The sequence below is a fragment of the Geotalea uraniireducens Rf4 genome (genome assembly GCF_000016745.1).
Classification (GTDB): Bacteria; Desulfobacterota; Desulfuromonadia; order Geobacterales; family Geobacteraceae; genus Geotalea; species Geotalea uraniireducens.
The window spans coordinates 4,503,865-4,518,605 of sequence record NC_009483.1; the positions used below are offsets into that span (position 1 = coordinate 4,503,865).

Annotated in this window: 16 protein-coding genes, 1 pseudogene and 1 riboswitch; of the genes and pseudogenes, 4 read left to right on the top strand and 13 right to left on the bottom strand. The window is 55.1% G+C overall.

Annotated features, from left to right (window positions below):
- Nucleotides 1-37: 37 nt before the first annotated feature.
- Nucleotides 38-2,527 carry a glycogen/starch/alpha-glucan phosphorylase gene (locus GURA_RS19625; protein WP_011940650.1) on the top strand — a complete coding sequence of 830 codons (2,490 nt, stop codon included), beginning with the start codon at nucleotides 38-40 and terminating at the stop codon, nucleotides 2,525-2,527.
- 182 nt (nucleotides 2,528-2,709) lie between these two features.
- Here the strand turns inward: GURA_RS19625 and GURA_RS24455 are convergent, their stop codons facing one another.
- The 7 genes from GURA_RS24455 to GURA_RS19655 all read right to left on the bottom strand — a co-directional run bounded on the left by GURA_RS24455 (nucleotide 2,710) and on the right by GURA_RS19655 (nucleotide 10,350).
- Complete coding sequence (locus GURA_RS24455) at nucleotides 2,710-2,958, bottom strand: hypothetical protein (RefSeq protein WP_157046252.1); 249 nt, start codon at nucleotides 2,956-2,958, stop codon at nucleotides 2,710-2,712.
- Entirely contained in the window at nucleotides 2,922-3,230 is a 309-nt protein-coding gene (locus GURA_RS19630; RefSeq protein ID WP_011940652.1) for a hypothetical protein, read from the bottom strand. Before GURA_RS19630 ends, GURA_RS24455 begins: the two co-directional genes overlap by 37 nt.
- A gap of 248 nt (nucleotides 3,231-3,478) precedes the next feature.
- On the bottom strand, nucleotides 3,479-4,615 hold the full coding sequence (locus GURA_RS19635; RefSeq protein WP_011940653.1) for a trans-sulfuration enzyme family protein: 1,137 nt from the start codon (nucleotides 4,613-4,615) through the stop codon (nucleotides 3,479-3,481).
- A gap of 134 nt (nucleotides 4,616-4,749) precedes the next feature.
- Nucleotides 4,750-5,883 carry a trans-sulfuration enzyme family protein gene (locus GURA_RS19640; RefSeq protein ID WP_041245567.1) on the bottom strand — a complete coding sequence of 378 codons (1,134 nt, stop codon included), beginning with the start codon at nucleotides 5,881-5,883 and terminating at the stop codon, nucleotides 4,750-4,752.
- A gap of 65 nt (nucleotides 5,884-5,948) precedes the next feature.
- A riboswitch (SAM riboswitch) is annotated at nucleotides 5,949-6,054 on the bottom strand.
- Between the two features lie 162 nt (nucleotides 6,055-6,216).
- Nucleotides 6,217-7,146 carry a cysteine synthase A gene (gene cysK / locus GURA_RS19645; RefSeq protein ID WP_011940655.1) on the bottom strand — a complete coding sequence of 310 codons (930 nt, stop codon included), beginning with the start codon at nucleotides 7,144-7,146 and terminating at the stop codon, nucleotides 6,217-6,219.
- Nucleotides 7,147-7,381: 235 nt separating this feature from the next.
- Complete coding sequence (gene serA / locus GURA_RS19650; RefSeq protein ID WP_011940656.1) at nucleotides 7,382-9,001, bottom strand: phosphoglycerate dehydrogenase; 1,620 nt, start codon at nucleotides 8,999-9,001, stop codon at nucleotides 7,382-7,384.
- A gap of 68 nt (nucleotides 9,002-9,069) precedes the next feature.
- Nucleotides 9,070-10,350, bottom strand: coding sequence for an MFS transporter (locus GURA_RS19655; RefSeq protein ID WP_011940657.1), 1,281 nt, complete (start codon nucleotides 10,348-10,350; stop codon nucleotides 9,070-9,072).
- A 741-nt stretch (nucleotides 10,351-11,091) separates the two neighbouring features.
- On the opposite strand from GURA_RS19655, the gene GURA_RS19665 reads away from it, so the two are divergent.
- Entirely contained in the window at nucleotides 11,092-11,370 is a 279-nt protein-coding gene (locus tag GURA_RS19665) for a hypothetical protein (RefSeq protein ID WP_157046254.1), read from the top strand.
- Nucleotides 11,371-11,509: 139 nt separating this feature from the next.
- Here GURA_RS19665 and GURA_RS23755 read toward each other — a convergent pair whose 3' ends face one another.
- The 4 genes from GURA_RS23755 to GURA_RS19685 all read right to left on the bottom strand — a co-directional run bounded on the left by GURA_RS23755 (nucleotide 11,510) and on the right by GURA_RS19685 (nucleotide 12,955).
- A complete protein-coding gene (locus tag GURA_RS23755; protein WP_011940659.1) occupies nucleotides 11,510-11,866 on the bottom strand; it encodes a type II toxin-antitoxin system VapC family toxin in 357 nt (118 codons plus the stop codon).
- 1 nt (nucleotide 11,867) lies between these two features.
- A complete protein-coding gene (locus GURA_RS19675) occupies nucleotides 11,868-12,065 on the bottom strand; it encodes a type II toxin-antitoxin system VapB family antitoxin (protein ID WP_041245571.1) in 198 nt (65 codons plus the stop codon).
- A 275-nt stretch (nucleotides 12,066-12,340) separates the two neighbouring features.
- The gene (locus GURA_RS19680) at nucleotides 12,341-12,721 is read right to left on the bottom strand and encodes a type II toxin-antitoxin system VapC family toxin (RefSeq protein ID WP_011940661.1); all 381 of its coding nucleotides are present in this window, start codon (nucleotides 12,719-12,721) and stop codon (nucleotides 12,341-12,343) included.
- Nucleotides 12,722-12,955 (bottom strand): type II toxin-antitoxin system Phd/YefM family antitoxin, encoded by a 234-nt coding sequence (locus GURA_RS19685; RefSeq protein ID WP_011940662.1) that lies wholly within the window; start codon nucleotides 12,953-12,955, stop codon nucleotides 12,722-12,724.
- A 299-nt stretch (nucleotides 12,956-13,254) separates the two neighbouring features.
- On the opposite strand from GURA_RS19685, the gene GURA_RS19690 reads away from it, so the two are divergent.
- Together GURA_RS19690 and GURA_RS25465 are read left to right on the top strand one after the other, a co-directional pair.
- On the top strand, nucleotides 13,255-13,683 hold the full coding sequence (locus tag GURA_RS19690; protein WP_011940663.1) for a putative toxin-antitoxin system toxin component, PIN family: 429 nt from the start codon (nucleotides 13,255-13,257) through the stop codon (nucleotides 13,681-13,683).
- A gap of 5 nt (nucleotides 13,684-13,688) precedes the next feature.
- Entirely contained in the window at nucleotides 13,689-13,916 is a 228-nt protein-coding gene (locus GURA_RS25465) for a toxin-antitoxin system HicB family antitoxin (RefSeq protein WP_407639374.1), read from the top strand.
- A 183-nt stretch (nucleotides 13,917-14,099) separates the two neighbouring features.
- On the opposite strand, the pseudogene GURA_RS25030 reads toward GURA_RS25465, so the two are convergent.
- Nucleotides 14,100-14,539, bottom strand: a pseudogene (locus GURA_RS25030) (ABC transporter permease); the annotation flags it as partial.
- Between the two features lie 4 nt (nucleotides 14,540-14,543).
- The gene (locus GURA_RS24460; protein WP_011940665.1) at nucleotides 14,544-14,705 is read right to left on the bottom strand and encodes a hypothetical protein; all 162 of its coding nucleotides are present in this window, start codon (nucleotides 14,703-14,705) and stop codon (nucleotides 14,544-14,546) included.
- Nucleotides 14,706-14,741 lie beyond the last annotated feature (36 nt).

Consider the following 14,741-nt stretch of genomic DNA (forward strand, 5'->3'; position numbering starts at 1 on the left):
GACTGATATGTAAATAAACAGACCGGGGGGATATGTCATGGAAAATCAGGACGAAGTAAGTACAGGGGAGAAGTGCCGGAACATCCGCACCGGATCGAGTCCCGACGACATTGCCCAGGCGTTTCTCGACAATCTTTACTATGCCCAGGGGAGGATACCGGTCCTCGCCACGCGAAACGACCTGTACATGGCGCTTGCCTATACGGTCCGCGACCGGCTTGCGGCCCGCTGGGTCGCGCAGATGCAGCAATTTCGGCGAGCGGAATTGAAAAAAAGCATCAAGGTGGTCTGCTACCTTTCGGCGGAGTTTCTTCCCGGGCCGCACCTGGGCAACAATCTGCTCAACCTGGGGATTTACGATGAAACGCGCCAGGCCATGGAGCAGCTCGGGTACAATCTGGAGGAGCTCATCGATCAGGAAACCGAGCCGGGGCTCGGTAACGGCGGGCTCGGCAGGCTTGCCTCCTGTTTCATGGATTCGCTTTCGACGATCGTGGTCCCGGCGTTCGGCTACGGGATACGCTACGAGTTCGGCATCTTCGACCAGGAGATACGCGACGGCTGGCAGGTGGAGATTACCGACAAGTGGCTGAAGCTCGGGAATCCCTGGGAAATGCCGCTCCCTGAATTGTGCCAGGAGGTGAAACTAGGCGGCCACACGGAACATTACCAGGACGGACAGGGGCGGTCGCGGGTGCGGTGGATCCCGGCCGGGGTGGTCGAGGGGATCCCCTACGACACGCCGATCCTGGGGTATGGCGGCAATATCTGCAATACGCTCCGCCTCTGGAAGGCCGAAGCGGTGGAATCGTTCGACTTCCAGGACTTCAACGTGGGCAACTATTATGCAGCGGTCGAAGAAAAGGTAAAGTCGGAAACCATCACCAAGGTCCTCTATCCCAACGACGAACCGGAGATCGGCAAGATGCTCCGGCTCATCCAGGAATACTTTTTCGTCTCCTGTTCGCTGCAGGACATGATCCGCATCGGCAAGATGCTGGGCAATTCTCCAGAATGTTTTGACCAGCGGTACGTGGCCCAGCTGAACGACACCCATCCCTCCATCGCCGTTGCCGAACTGATGAGACTCCTGGTGGACGAGCACGACGTGGCGTGGGAGAAGGCGTGGGAGATAACGCAGAACACCTTCGGCTACACCAATCACACCCTCCTTCCCGAAGCTTTGGAGAAATGGCCCGTCGAACTGTTCGGCCAGATCCTCCCGCGGCACCTGGAGATCGTTTACGAGATCAACCGCCGCTTCCTCGACCAGGTGAGGTTGGCGTTTCCAGGAGACGAAGAGCAGGCGGCGCGTCTGTCACTCATCGACGAATCCGGCTGCAGGTACGTGCGGATGGCCCACTTGGCCTGCGTTGGGTGCCATGCCGTCAACGGCGTCGCAAAGCTCCACTCAGAGCTTTTGAAGAGCGAGGTGCTGCGGGACTTCCATGAAATGTTCCCGGAGAAATTCCATAATGTGACCAACGGCGTCACCCCGCGCCGCTGGATGGCGCTCTCCAACCCGCGGCTTGCCGCGCTGATTTCCGGGGTTATCGGCGATGGCTGGATCACACAACTGGACGAGCTGAGAAAGCTCGAGCCCTTTGCCGACGATCCCGCGTTCCAGGAGAAGTGGCGCCGGGTCAAGCGGGAGAACAAGAACGACCTCGCCACCCTTATCCTGAACCGCACCGGGGTGGCGGTCGATCCCGATTCACTCTTCGACATCCAGGTAAAACGCCTGCACGAATACAAGCGCCAGCACCTGAACGTCCTGCACATCATCACCCTCTATGCAAGGCTGAAGCGGTACCCTGCATCCGACTGCGTTCCCAGGACGTTCGTCTTCGGCGGCAAGGCCGCGCCCGGATACGCCATGGCCAAACTCATCATCAAGCTCATCAATTCCGTGGCCGGGGTGGTGAACACCGATCCCGATATCCGCGGCCGGTTGAATGTGGCCTTTCTCCCCGATTTCAACGTGAAGACCGGCCAGCAAGTGTATCCGGCAGCGGACCTGTCCGAACAGATATCCCTGGCAGGCGAAGAGGCGTCGGGAACGGGCAACATGAAATTTTCCATGAACGGGGCGCTGACCATCGGCACCCTCGACGGAGCCAACGTGGAAATACGTGAAGAGGTAGGAGCCGAGAATTTTTTCCTCTTCGGCCTGAAGGTGGACGAGGTGGAGGAGCTGAAGGCGCGGGGGTACGACCCGAGAAAATATTACGACTCCAACCCCGCCCTTCGGGAAGCGATCGACCTCATCCGTTCGGGACATTTCTCCGGGGGGAACGCACAGCTCTTCGCGCCGCTCGTCGACTTGCTCATGCAGCGCGACAATTACATGCTTTTTGCGGATTACCAGCCGTACATCGACTGCCAGGACCGGGTGTCGGCGGCCTTCCGCGACCAGCAAAACTGGACGAGGATGTCCATCCTGAACGTGGCGCGGATGGGGAAATTTTCCTCCGACCGCGCAGTTCGGGAATACTGCGACATGATTTGGAAGGTGCAGCCGGTGTAATGGGCACATCTGCCCCGTGTGATAACACCGCAAAAAGTCAGAATACACCACTAAGGCACTAAGGACACGAAGTTAACCCCTCTAAAGGATTATAGTATTTCTTAGTGATCTTAGTGTCTTAGTGGTAAAAAGGGTTTCAGATCGGGTCAATAAACCTCCGTGTCTCCATGGCAAAAGCCGCGTCATCTCTGACGTCTCGCCATCCGCCGGCGCTGGACAACGGCAAACCGGGCGATGATCCGGTCGGCTTCGTAGTTGCGGCTGATGCCGACCATGTCGTAGATCCCGCCGAATCGGACATCACCGCCCGCAAGGGCATGCATCTTGCCGTCAGCAGTGAGCATGTAGCCGTCAAAGTGGGTCCAGATCGCCTGTGTCCCCCACCCCCAAGGTTTTAGCCGGAGAGCAACGACTGGTTCTGCTCGGCGCACTGCTTCATCGACTGCATCTGGCCGCTCAGCTCCTTGACCTCCGCCCAATTCCCCTGCATCATGGCGTTATGGATCCTGTTCGGCAGATTGCTCAGCTCCGTCTCCATCCTCCTGAGCCCCCGGTAGGTGGTCAACGGCATCTCCTTCTGCAGCAGTTCCCAGGAGCGCCAGAGGTAGAGGTCGCCGTAAAGGGTGTCGATGCGGCTCAACTCGATGAGGCTCGAAACGCAGTCATAGGTGCTCTTTTCATCTGCACTCTTATTGGTCCCCATGCCTGATCTCCTCTGCATCTCCTCAATTGGGCACATATTAATAATATCTTATCATACGTTCCCGGATTCGCATGGAGTTCTTCCACAGGTTCTTTCCTAGTACCATGAAACATCTAAATCTAACTCCCCCCAACCCCCTCTTATCTTAAGAGGGGGAGCAAACCAGCCAGCTCACTTAGCACGTCCCTCCCCTTAATTAAGGGGAGGACAGGAGGGGTTAGCTGCGAAAAAATAAGTATTACAGTGTACTAGCCGTTTATCACCCGGTCCAGATCGGCAATGAGGTCCTCACACTCCTCCAGCCCCACCGACAGGCGCACCAGATTGTCGGTCACCCCGCGCGCTGCCCGCTCCTCCGGCGGCATGGCCGCATGGGACATCTTTGCCGGGTAGGAGATGATGCTCTCCACTCCGCCGAGACTGACGGCAAAGGCAGCCAATTCGACCGTTTCCAGTACCCGCCGCGTCAGTTCCACCGTTTCCAGCTTGAAGGAGAGAACCGCGCCCGGCCCCGCTGCCTGGCTGTTGTGGACGGCATAGCCGGGATGGCTTGGCAGGCCCGGGTAGAATACCTCCGTTACCCGCTTTTGTTCGGAAAGCCACTCGGCAACCGCCCTGGCGCTCTTCTGGCTCTCCTCCAGCCGCACCCGCAAAGTCTTCAACCCGCGCAGCACCAGCCACGAATCCTGCGGCCCAAGCACCGCGCCGAATGCGTTCTGGACGAACCCGATCCGCTTTGCCAGCGCCTCGTCGCGCACCACGGCAAAGCCGCAGATCACGTCGCTGTGGCCGTTCAGAAACTTGGTGCCGCTGTGCAGGACGATGTCGCACCCAAGCTCCAGCGGCCTTTGCAGATAGGGGGTCATGAAGGTGTTGTCCACCAGGGTCAGAAGCCCCCTCGATTTGGCCAGTGCCACTGCCGCGGCCATGTCGGTGACCTTCAGCAGGGGATTTGACGGCGTCTCCAGGTAAATTCCCTTGGTGGCGGGAAGGATGGCTGCGGCGATGTTCGCCGGGTCAGTGGCGTCGACAAAGGTCGTCTCGATGCCGAGACGCTTGAAAAGTGTTGTGAGGACCCTGAAAGCGCCGCCGTAGACGTCCTCGCAGACCACCAGATGGTCGCCGGGAGAAAAGAGCAGGAGTGCCGAGGAGATGGCAGCCATTCCCGAAGCGAAGGCAAAGCCATGGGTGCCGTTTTCCAGGATGGCAATGGTCTCCTCCAGGGCCTCACGGGTCGGGTTGCCGGAGCGGGCGTAGTCCCACTTGCCAAAATGGTCCACCGATTCCTGGGCAAAGGTGGAAACCTGGTAAATGGGGATGGAGAGCCCCTTGGTGTAGGGGTCTATGCCATGGCCGTTATGGATGATCTTTGTGCCGATTTTCATGATGTTGTCTCCTTAAAATAAGGTTCGAGGTTCGAGGTTCGAGGTTCTAGGTTCTAGGTGCGAGGCAAACCTATCGCTTTTCCTTTTTCCTTTTTCCTTTTTCCTTTCTCCTCGTTCCTTTCTCCTCGTTCCTTCTATTCAAACGCCTGTTCCAAATCGGCGATCAGGTCGTCCGCATCCTCGATCCCCACCGAGAGGCGCAGGAGCACGTTGTTGATCCCAAGCCTTTTGCGGATCTCCGGCTTGATGTCTGCATGGGTCTGCGCTTCGGGAAAGGTGATGAGCGTCTCCACCCCGCCCAGGCTTTCTGCGAATGAGATGAGTTGCGTCTTCATGAGGAGTTGCTCCACCTGCGCCGGCTCCTTCACCTCGAAGGCGATCATGGCGCCGAATCCGGCGGCCTCGGACTGCAACAGGGCGTGGCCGGGATGATCGGAAAGTCCCGGATAATGGACCTTTGCCACCAGTGGATGGCGCTGCAGCCATGCGGCTATTCGCCCTGCGTTTGCCTCCTGCCGGTCCATCCTGATTGCGAGGGTCTTCATCCCCCGGATCACCAGCCAGGAGTCCTGGGGGCCGAGCACGGCGCCGACCGAATTCTGCAGGAAGTAGATTTTTTCGGCAAGTTGCGGCGCCTTCGCCACCACCAGCCCGGCCACCGTGTCGTTGTGACCGGCCAGGTACTTGGAGGCGCTGTAGACGGTGATGTCCGCTCCCAACTCCAGCGGCCGGAGCAGGTAAGGGGTGAGAAAGGTGTTGTCGACGATGCAAAGCGCCCCCCGTTCCTTGCAAAGGATGGCAAGTGCCCGTATATCGGCCACCTTCAGCAGCGGATTGGTCAGGGATTCGACAAACAGTCCGCGGGTATTGGCCTTGAACGCCCCCTTGACCGCCGCCATGTCCGAGGTGTCCACGTAGGTGAATTCCAGGCCGTACTGCTGGAAAACCTGTTCAAACAGCCGGTAGGTGCCGCCGTAGAGGTCTTCGGTAACGACCAGGTGGTCTCCCCGCTGAAAAAGGAGGAGCAGGTTGGTGATGGCCGCCATGCCCGATGCGTAGGCAAAGCCCCTGCAACCCCGGTCCAGGCGGGCAATCCCATCCTCCAGCGCCTGCCGGGTAGGATTGCCGGAGCGGCTGTAGTCGTAGCCGGTGCTCTGCCCCAACCCGGGGTGGCGAAACGTCGCCGTCTGATAGATGGGAACCGTTACCGCGCCCGTCCTCGTGTCCCAATCCAAACCAATCTGTACCGCCTGCGTCGAAATCTTCATATAACCTCCCAAATAAAAAATCCCCTTCCGGGGGCGGAAGAGGATTCACGAGTGAGGCTCTCTCTTCCTTATCTCCCGAAACCTCATGGTTTCGCAGGATTTGGCACCTTCCCTTTTCAGGGGGTTGCCGCGACGTCACAGGGCCGGTCCCTCAGTCGCTCTTGATAAGAATATATCTATTCAATTGTTGTGCAACGATGTGACATCATCGTTGCTGGATTTTACCGTTACTCAATTACCGACTAAATCGGTTAAGTTAACCGCAGACAAAAGTTAGCAAGCCGGTATTTTTTTGTCAACAATTTTGTTTTTTTATACGTTTGAAGCCCTCTCTTAATCCACCTGGAACAGCGCCGTGGAAAGATACCGTTCACCTGTGTCGGGAAGGATCACCACGATCCGTTTACCGCTGTTTTCCGGCCGACCGGCGACCTGCAATGCGGCAAATGCTGCTGCGCCCGATGAGATGCCGACCAGAAGCCCCTCTTCCCGGGCCAGACGGCGGCCGGTTTCCAGGGCATCCTCATTGGACACCTTGATGATTTCGTCGACCACATCCAGATTGAGCACCTCGGGGACAAATCCCGCACCGATCCCCTGGATCTTGTGCGGCCCCGGCTGTCCGCCGGAAAGAACCGGCGAATCCAGCGGTTCCACCGCAATCACCCTGACCGCCGGATTTTTCTTTTTAATGACTTCGCCGACACCGGTAATGGTTCCGCCGGTCCCCACCCCGCCGACAATGATATCAATGCTCCCGTCGGTATCCGCCCAGATCTCCTCGGCAGTGGTAATGCGGTGAATTGCCGGATTGGCCGGATTCTTGAACTGTTGCGGCACAAATGAGTTCGGAGTCTGGGCGGCCAGCTCATCCGCCTTGTCGATCGCCCCCTTCATCCCCTTTGCCCCCGGGGTGAGAACCAGCTCCGCACCATACGCCTTCAGGAGGTTCCTCCGCTCGATGCTCATGGTATCGGGCATGGTCAGGATCAGCCGGTAACCCTTGGCAGCCGCCACAAACGCCAGGGCTATGCCGGTGTTGCCGCTGGTCGGCTCGATAATCACCGAATCCTTGTTGAGGAGCCCCTTTTCCTCCGCGTCCCGAATCATCGCAAAACCGATCCGGTCCTTGACGCTTCCGCCCGGGTTGAACGACTCCACTTTCGCCACGACCTCGGCCCCGACCCCTTTGACCAGCCGGTTGAGCCTGAGCAGTGGAGTTCTTCCGATAAGATCAGTAAGATTGTTTGCAATTTTTGCCATGACAAATACCCCCTCCTTCCATATGGTTTATTTCTACAGCAACACCACTATACTTGATTATTCAACTCGGTTTTACATTATCCAATACTAGTTTTTTTGTCAACAAATAAATTTTACAAATCTATGTATTTGGTAGTCTTATACTAAACTTGGATGTTTTCAGGCTCTACGCACATTGCGTCAACAAAATAAACCCCTGGTCAGGGGTAATTACATCACAAATACATCAAGTATTTTATCCGGTGAAGCCACGACTACGGCCGGCACTCGTCATGTTGAGCGGCCTGATGAAGGTGGCATTAGTGGCATTGCGCAGCTCCTCGACCACATCCGGCGGCACGGCCGAATCAAGGGATAGTATGACCATCGCTTCGCCCTTTTTCTCCCGACGGCCCAAATTCATTGAAGCGATGTTGATGTCGCGGGTGCCCAAAATGGTTCCGATCCGGCCTATCATGCCGGGGCGGTCAATATAGTTGAGCAGCAGCATGTGCCCTTCCGGGCTGAAGTCCATGGCGTAGTCCCTCAGACGCACAATGCGGGGCGCACCTTCAAAAAGAGTCCCCGAGAGCAGCCGCCGCTTTCCCTGACCTTCGACAGTCAGGGTGACCATGTTGGAAAAGGCATCGGCGCGGGTCGATTTATGTTCTTCAACGACGATTCCCATGTTTTCCGCGATCAGCGGGGCGTTCACCATGTTGACCTCCTGATCGACGACCAGGTTGAGAATCGCCGCCAGGCCACAGACCGTAAGCGGTGAGCAGTCATAGTGGGCAATTGCGCCTGCATAGCCGAAGGCTAGCTTTGCCGGATTGTCGTCAACCAGCTGGAATGCCAGATCGCACATCACCTTCACCAGGTTGAGGAAGGGACGCATCTGCTCCATGAGCGTCAGGTCGAAACGGGGGATGTTGACCGCGTTCTCCAGCGGCTGATCGTCAAGGTAATTGAGGATCTCCCTGGAAACGTCCACAGCCACATTGATCTGGGCCTCGAAGGTATTGGCCCCCAGGTGGGGGGTCACCACCAGCCTTTGTTGAGCGATCAACTCCTTCAACAGCTCGGTTCTAGGTGGTTCCTCGCTCCATACGTCCACCGCCGCGCCTGCCACCTTACCCGTCTGCAGCGCGTTCAACAGCGCCTGCTCGTTGAAGATGCCGCCACGTGCGGCATTGATGAGGACCACGCCCTCTTTCATCATGGCGATTTCTTTTTCGCCGATCATGTCGAGCGTCTCCCCGTTCAGAGGGGTGTGGATGGTAATAATGTCGCAATTTCTGTAAATCTCTTCGTGCGAAACCAGCCTGACACCCAGATCGTGTGCCCGTTTCACGGCCACGTACGGATCGCAGGCCAGCACCTCACACTCGAACGCCTTCAGACGGGTGGCAACCCGACCCCCGACCTTACCCAGTCCGATTACGCCGGCAGTCCGCCCCTTGAGCTCATAACCGGTGAACGGGGCGCGCTTCCACTCGCCGCTCTTCAGGCTGGCATTGGCCTTGGTTATGTTGCGGTAGAAAGCGAGCAAAAGCGCCATGGTATGCTCAGCAGCGCTGTTGGTGTTGCCGAACGGGGCGTTGACCACGATCACCCCTCTGGCGCTGGCGTAATCCACATCGACGTTATCGATGCCGACTCCGGCCCTGGCCACCATTTTCAGTTTTTTGGCCGCATCCAGCAGGTCCCGGTCCACGTTTGTCCCGCTTCTGGTGATAATGGCCTCGTAATCCCCGATAATCGCCAGCAGCTCTTCTTTTTTCAGCCCCAGGCGGATATCCATCTCCACCCGCGGATCCTGCGCCAAAAGCGCCAGACCTTCAGGTGCAACCTCATCGGTAACGATGACTTTCATTCCATCTCCTTGTTTCGTATTTTTATCGTCGTGGGCGGGACATTGATCTCATGGATTTCCTCAAGCCTCTAATCTGCCCCGCTTGACGGCACAACAGAGAAAACCGTTGCGCGTTCGCGCTGCTCATTTCTGCGCAGTGCGAGGACTCCGAACATCAGGCCGATCGTGATCGCCGTCAGGGCGGCCAGTGCCGCGTTAAAGCCGCCCGTCGCATCATAGAGCGCACCAATCGTCAGCGGGCCTGTGACCCCGCCGATCTCGGCTGCCGAGAAGAACATGCCGCTCGCCGCGCCGGCGTTGCGGCTGCCGACTCCCGGCGTCTCGACCAGGAGCAACACGGCGATCGTAGTTATCGAGCCGCGGGCGATCCCCTGCAGCACGAGGCCTGACCCAAGCAGCATGCCGGGCGGATTGCGCAGCAGAATGCTTGCGCAGCATTCGGCCGCGAAGAGCACGACAAGCAGGGCAAGCCTCCGCTCGGGAATCGCAAAACGCGGCACCAGCAGCGAGGCGAATATACCGACCGTTGTCGGTATGGACGCCCAGAATCCTGCCGTCCTGGGGACCATTCCGGAGGTGCGCAGGATCTCGGGCAGCCAGTTGCCGAGACCGTGACCGTAGAAAAACATGCCGACGCTCATCAGCAGAATGATCCGCACGGTGCGGATCCCGAGCAATTCGCGGAATACCTGGCGCTGCGACTGTTTCGGGCCTGCTGCAAACAGGTGGTCGGCCGCCCGGCTCACCGGGTGAGCCGTGATCGCCAGCCAGACAAGGCTTGCCACCACGATGAACCCGGAATAGGCAAATACCGTGGCTCGCCAGCTGCCGTGCATGAGCGGCAGGATCACGCTGTGAGTCAGCGAGAGCGCCGTCACGCTGCCAAGCGCCGAGCCCGTGACATAGAGTCCCATCGAGATGCCGCGCTCCCTTCCCGCGAACCACTGGCTGACCGTCTTGGGTGCGCCGACCGATATCATCGGCCCGCCGATGCCGAAGAAGGCGACGGCCATAAACAGTGACAGGTTTCCGGTGGCGCAGCCGCGCAAAAGGCCCGAAGCAGCGATCGTCATCGCCGCCGCGAACAGCATCCAGCGCGGACTGTACTTGCCGAGCAGCGCCCCGCACGGCATGGCCGAAAAGATGTACACGAGTTGCCATGCGCCCATGACCCCGCCGATTGCCGAATAGCTGATGCCCAGGTCTTTCGCGATCAACGGCACCAGCGGCGCCATACCCGACACGGTCAACCCGAAGGAGAAATAGAGTAGCCACACCCCGAACAGCATCGCCCAGCGGAATGGATGCGTGGCCAGATTGATATTCTGTGCATTGGGTTGAACAGGCATACTGACTCCTATGGCAGGTAATTTTCGGCAAGTGAATATCGCCATCGATTTGCCGGATGCGACGGTTTGAGCATCCAGACCAGCGCATTCCGGTGCCAAAAAACAAAAAGGCCAAGTTCTATCAATAAGATAGGAACTTAGCCTCCAGTTTTCTGGTCAACTAATATTAATATAGTTAGTTGATAGGCTATGTTTTTAAATAGAAAATGTCAAGACAAATATTTATCAGACGAGCGTCAGTCCCGGTTCTTCAGGCCCTTGGCCCCCATTTTGGGGAGGCATTTTGACCTTGATCGGGTACGGTTCAGGGGTGAGGACCAACCCATAGGGGCGAGCATGAGCGCGCAGTTCTTGCAGACGACGGAAAGATTCCGGGACGCAGGAATATACCGTTTCGGTGTAGAATCGCCAGGGGCATGCATCGAGGACAGTTTCGCGAGAAATTTGAAGACCGTCAAGCTCACCGCCAGGCCGATACATAATTGGATGTTTGGACTACTTTAAAGATAGAACAAAAGCACTGCTAGACGACATAACTATTTGTTTTTTAATCGTTTTTTCATATTGACATATCCCACTGTCGAGCGACAATTATTACAAGCAGCCAAACACTGCTCACAAAGAATGGAGGTGAACAATATGTTTCGTATCTTATTGATCATTGCCATAGTTTTTACAGCGAACATGTCATGGGCTCTAGACTGGAACGTCTGTCACAAGGACTTGGAGAGCCTGAGAAAAATGTCACGTACTGAAAGTAATACAAGCTATCTGACTGCCGCAAGCAATCAGGCGGTCAAACTGCGTGACCTGTACGAAAACATCGAAGCCCAGAGATTCGACTACAATCGGTGTAAGAATTCTGCGGATGGCACGCAATATTGTGTCTACATGCAGGGGAGGTTGAATGCAATGCTTGGCGAGTATCAAGCCGGAAGGAACGATTTCAACAAGATGATGATATCGTCCGGCAAATACTCGCAGGCTAAAGAGGAATCATGCGGTTTTAAATTAAATTAGTTGGGAAAGACAACCAGTCATGAGCAGTTGGCGGCTGCGACTTCCGCTGTAAACGTAAACCCACTGCAATGAAACGAGGCCGATTGCTTTCAATCGGCCTCGTTTTCTTAAACAAACTAGCCGGTGCAGTGCCACGGCGTCAATGTGTCGGCAGTAGTGACAGCGAAGCCTCATGCAACCGTTTATCAATTGTCCATAGGGGTATTCTGGTCAGCAGGGCAGACATAAGCAAATGAATGTCGATATAACCGAGCCCTTTACCCATAAGCTTGTGATCGTTAATGAATTCAATTACCTCATCATCATCTGCGCAGGATGCCATAGGAAGGTCCTGAAGAAGAGAGAGTATTTCTGTTCTATTTTTGAGGTTTCCGCATGCCAGTTCACCAATAACAAATGGGTGAATAACTACCTGGCCATCAGTTAAGAGTGCATCAAGTCCGATAGTTCCGGATCGTAAATGTTCTACCCAGACCGACGTATCAACAAGAATCATGTTATATACCCTCTGTTCTTCTTCGAGGAATCATTTTCAAATTCTTTTCAGTCCCACCCAATCCGGCAAGTCGCTTCGAGCTTTCCTTGGCAATAAGTGCTTGTAACCCAAGCCTGACAAGGGATGTTTTTTCCGTTATGCCAGTCAATTTCGCAGCTTTTTCCAACAGAGCATCTTCGATATTAAGCGTAGTTCTCATGAACATTCCCCTGTATGCATGTTTTATGCATCTTAATATGTATTTAATGTATGCTTTTGTCAAGATCTTAATATTGCAGCAGATTGTGCTGCATTTTCTCACTTAGGGCTTCGCACGGAAGCCCGTCTCTTGATTCAGGAAAGGCGTCGTTTCTTCGGCTTGACCATCAGGCCCCATCGTCTGCCCCTCCCTGTAACAGTCATAGGCTGTGCTGGGAGCGGAGCGAACTCAGCACCAGCCGGTTGTTCGCTGTTATTGCCCCATTTGTCCAACAACTAAGGGAAAAACTTTTTAACCTCGATATCATTCATGACTTTATAGTGTTTGTCATTCCCAGTTAAGAGTGGAAGACCATAGGCAATAGCTGAAGCCCCTATCAAGGCATCAGCTATCTCGATGGAATGACTTAGAAAATGCTGTTCAACGAAAAACATCGCCTTAGCCGATATTTCCTCTGATATGTAAACAATTTGAGCATTCCACCCATGAAGAGCTTGCCTAAGACTGTTTAGTTCTTTTTTGTTTTTCATCCCTTGGACCAGTTCCATATAGGTGACGACAGAGATGGAAAAACTGTTCAAATTCTCAATTGTATCATATGCCTTCTCATTGCCTCGCATGTACCAGATCAAAACATCGGTATCTATGAGCACCATTTAGAATCTTCCTTTTCTTAATTTTCTGACATACTCTTCAACGTTTTGAGTACTTTCGTTGTCTTTCCAAATCCCAAACAGTTCATTTTTTGCGGCTTTCCTTCCTGCCCCCAAATAGGGGATAAGTTTGGCGCAGGGTTTGCCACGATAGGTAATAACAACTTCTTCACCTCTGTTGACGGTATCCAATAATTCCTTTGAATGAAATCTAAGATCTTTTGCTGTAGCTTTCATGAGCGCCTCCTGTGTTGAAGTTTACACTTGAAAGTGTAAACTATTAAGGAGTCGCCGTCAATCCAAAAGGTTTTTATTCAGCGAACATATTAGTCAGCTGCTGGTCTAAGTTACCCATATAAGTAGCTTATGTCTCATATAACCTACGGTCTTATCTTCTCTTCCCTTTGGTGAAATCCTCCGGGATTCTCCCATTCAGCTCGGTGCTGCCTCATCATCCCTGAGGCTCACGGAGCTGTTCGGCAGAAAACAACACACCCTTCCTTGACACACTACCAGATATCATATACGATACCAACATGAAACCGATTCGCGTTGTGATTGATACGAACATTCTTTACGCCGCCCTTTATTCATCGAACGGGGCTTCTAACGCGCTTATGATTATGTTACGCGACGGCTTAATAATCCCATGCATATCGGTTACGCTGGTTTTGGAATACGAAGACGTACTGACAAGACACCGGAATGTACTTCAATTAACCCAAGCGGATATCAAGGCGTTTCTTGGTTTTCTGGTAAATCAGGCTGAGCGCACTAAAATTCATTACCTTTGGCGCCCATGTCTCAAAGACCCGAATGATGACATGGTTCTGGAGGTTGCTGTTACTGCCGGTGTAGTTTTTATTGTCACGCATAACACCAAGGACTTTGAGGGGGCTGAGCGGTTTGGAGTTCGGGCCGTCACCCCTGGCTGGTTCATAAAGAATAATGGAGGTGTAAAATGAGTACCATGAGTCTGAGACTTCCCGATTATTTACATAAATCGGCCAGGCAGTTAGCCAAGAGCGAGCACATTTCCGTCAATCAGCTTGTCGCTACCGCACTTGCGGAAAAGATTTCCGCGCTTGCTACCGAGGAATATCTGGACGCATTGGCCGCCCAAGGCAGCCGCGAGGCATTCGACCGGATCATGTCCAAGGTTAAGGATCGTCCCCCCCTTCATGGAGATGAACGCTGATATGCCGAACCTGAGCCTGCAGCGGTTTTCACCCCTGGCTCTCCCGGAGCTGATGTGCGGCGGTGAAATAATGGCGGTACCCTTGAAGGAGGATGAGAAAGGCGGTGATTGCGACCGCGCCGGTAATTCGGTTTCGATCTCCTCGCGCCGCTCATGTATCTCTGCCGAGAGCCGCTCTGCTGCAAGGCTGGCGCCGTTCATGGAGTTGCCGATGATCATCCCCGCCAGGGGTATCAGGTAGCGGGGGTCGTACCAGGGAGAATAACCGACCACCAGGCCGCAGAAGAGGAAAGTCACCCCGCCGCAACCGATGAACAGGGAGGTCCCCACCACCCGGTAAAAATGCGGCATCTTCTGCCTGATCCGCCCACCCATGACTTGCAGCGAAAAGCCGGCCATGGCAAGCAGATGGCGATTACCGCCAGGGGACTCCGGACGGCAAATACGAGATGGAGAAGATAGCCCACAGCGAGAAGCTGGAACACCATCCGCACCGAAGCCCACAACATCTGCCCCTCCTGGCCGATGCGCGACAGGCGCGCCAGGCCGATGGCCAAAAGAACAAGGCCGTAGGCGAGCGCCAGGTCCAGCAACTCCAGATTGATAATCTTTGCGTTTTCCACTGGTTCAGGACTCCTTTTCGTCCGGCTCCGCCAGGAAGCGCCGTAGCTCGGCTGTTTGCGGGCGGGCGAGAATCTCCTCCCCCCGTCCCTCCTCCAGAATCCGTCCCCCCTCCAGGTAGATGAGGTAATCGGCGATCCTTCCCGCCAGCCGCAGGTCGTGGGTCACCAGGATAACCGTAATCTGTTGGGAACGGCAGATAAT

Excerpts from the sequence above, each read along its gene's own strand:
- GURA_RS19625 (WP_011940650.1), top strand. The coding sequence starts at position 38 with ATGGAAAATCAGGACGAAGTAAGTACAGGGGAGAAGTGCCGGAACATC.
- GURA_RS19630 (WP_011940652.1), bottom strand. The coding sequence starts at position 3,230 with ATGGGGACCAATAAGAGTGCAGATGAAAAGAGCACCTATGACTGCGTT.
- GURA_RS19635 (WP_011940653.1), bottom strand. The coding sequence starts at position 4,615 with ATGAAAATCGGCACAAAGATCATCCATAACGGCCATGGCATAGACCCC.
- GURA_RS19640 (WP_041245567.1), bottom strand. The coding sequence starts at position 5,883 with ATGAAGATTTCGACGCAGGCGGTACAGATTGGTTTGGATTGGGACACG.
- cysK (WP_011940655.1), bottom strand. The coding sequence starts at position 7,146 with ATGGCAAAAATTGCAAACAATCTTACTGATCTTATCGGAAGAACTCCA.
- serA (WP_011940656.1), bottom strand. The coding sequence starts at position 9,001 with ATGAAAGTCATCGTTACCGATGAGGTTGCACCTGAAGGTCTGGCGCTT.
- GURA_RS19655 (WP_011940657.1), bottom strand. The coding sequence starts at position 10,350 with ATGCCTGTTCAACCCAATGCACAGAATATCAATCTGGCCACGCATCCA.
- GURA_RS19665 (WP_157046254.1), top strand. The coding sequence starts at position 11,092 with ATGTCACGTACTGAAAGTAATACAAGCTATCTGACTGCCGCAAGCAAT.
- GURA_RS23755 (WP_011940659.1), bottom strand. The coding sequence starts at position 11,866 with ATGATTCTTGTTGATACGTCGGTCTGGGTAGAACATTTACGATCCGGA.
- GURA_RS19675 (WP_041245571.1), bottom strand. The coding sequence starts at position 12,065 with ATGAGAACTACGCTTAATATCGAAGATGCTCTGTTGGAAAAAGCTGCG.
- GURA_RS19680 (WP_011940661.1), bottom strand. The coding sequence starts at position 12,721 with ATGGTGCTCATAGATACCGATGTTTTGATCTGGTACATGCGAGGCAAT.
- GURA_RS19685 (WP_011940662.1), bottom strand. The coding sequence starts at position 12,955 with ATGAAAGCTACAGCAAAAGATCTTAGATTTCATTCAAAGGAATTATTG.
- GURA_RS19690 (WP_011940663.1), top strand. The coding sequence starts at position 13,255 with ATGAAACCGATTCGCGTTGTGATTGATACGAACATTCTTTACGCCGCC.
- GURA_RS25465 (WP_407639374.1), top strand. The coding sequence starts at position 13,689 with ATGAGTCTGAGACTTCCCGATTATTTACATAAATCGGCCAGGCAGTTA.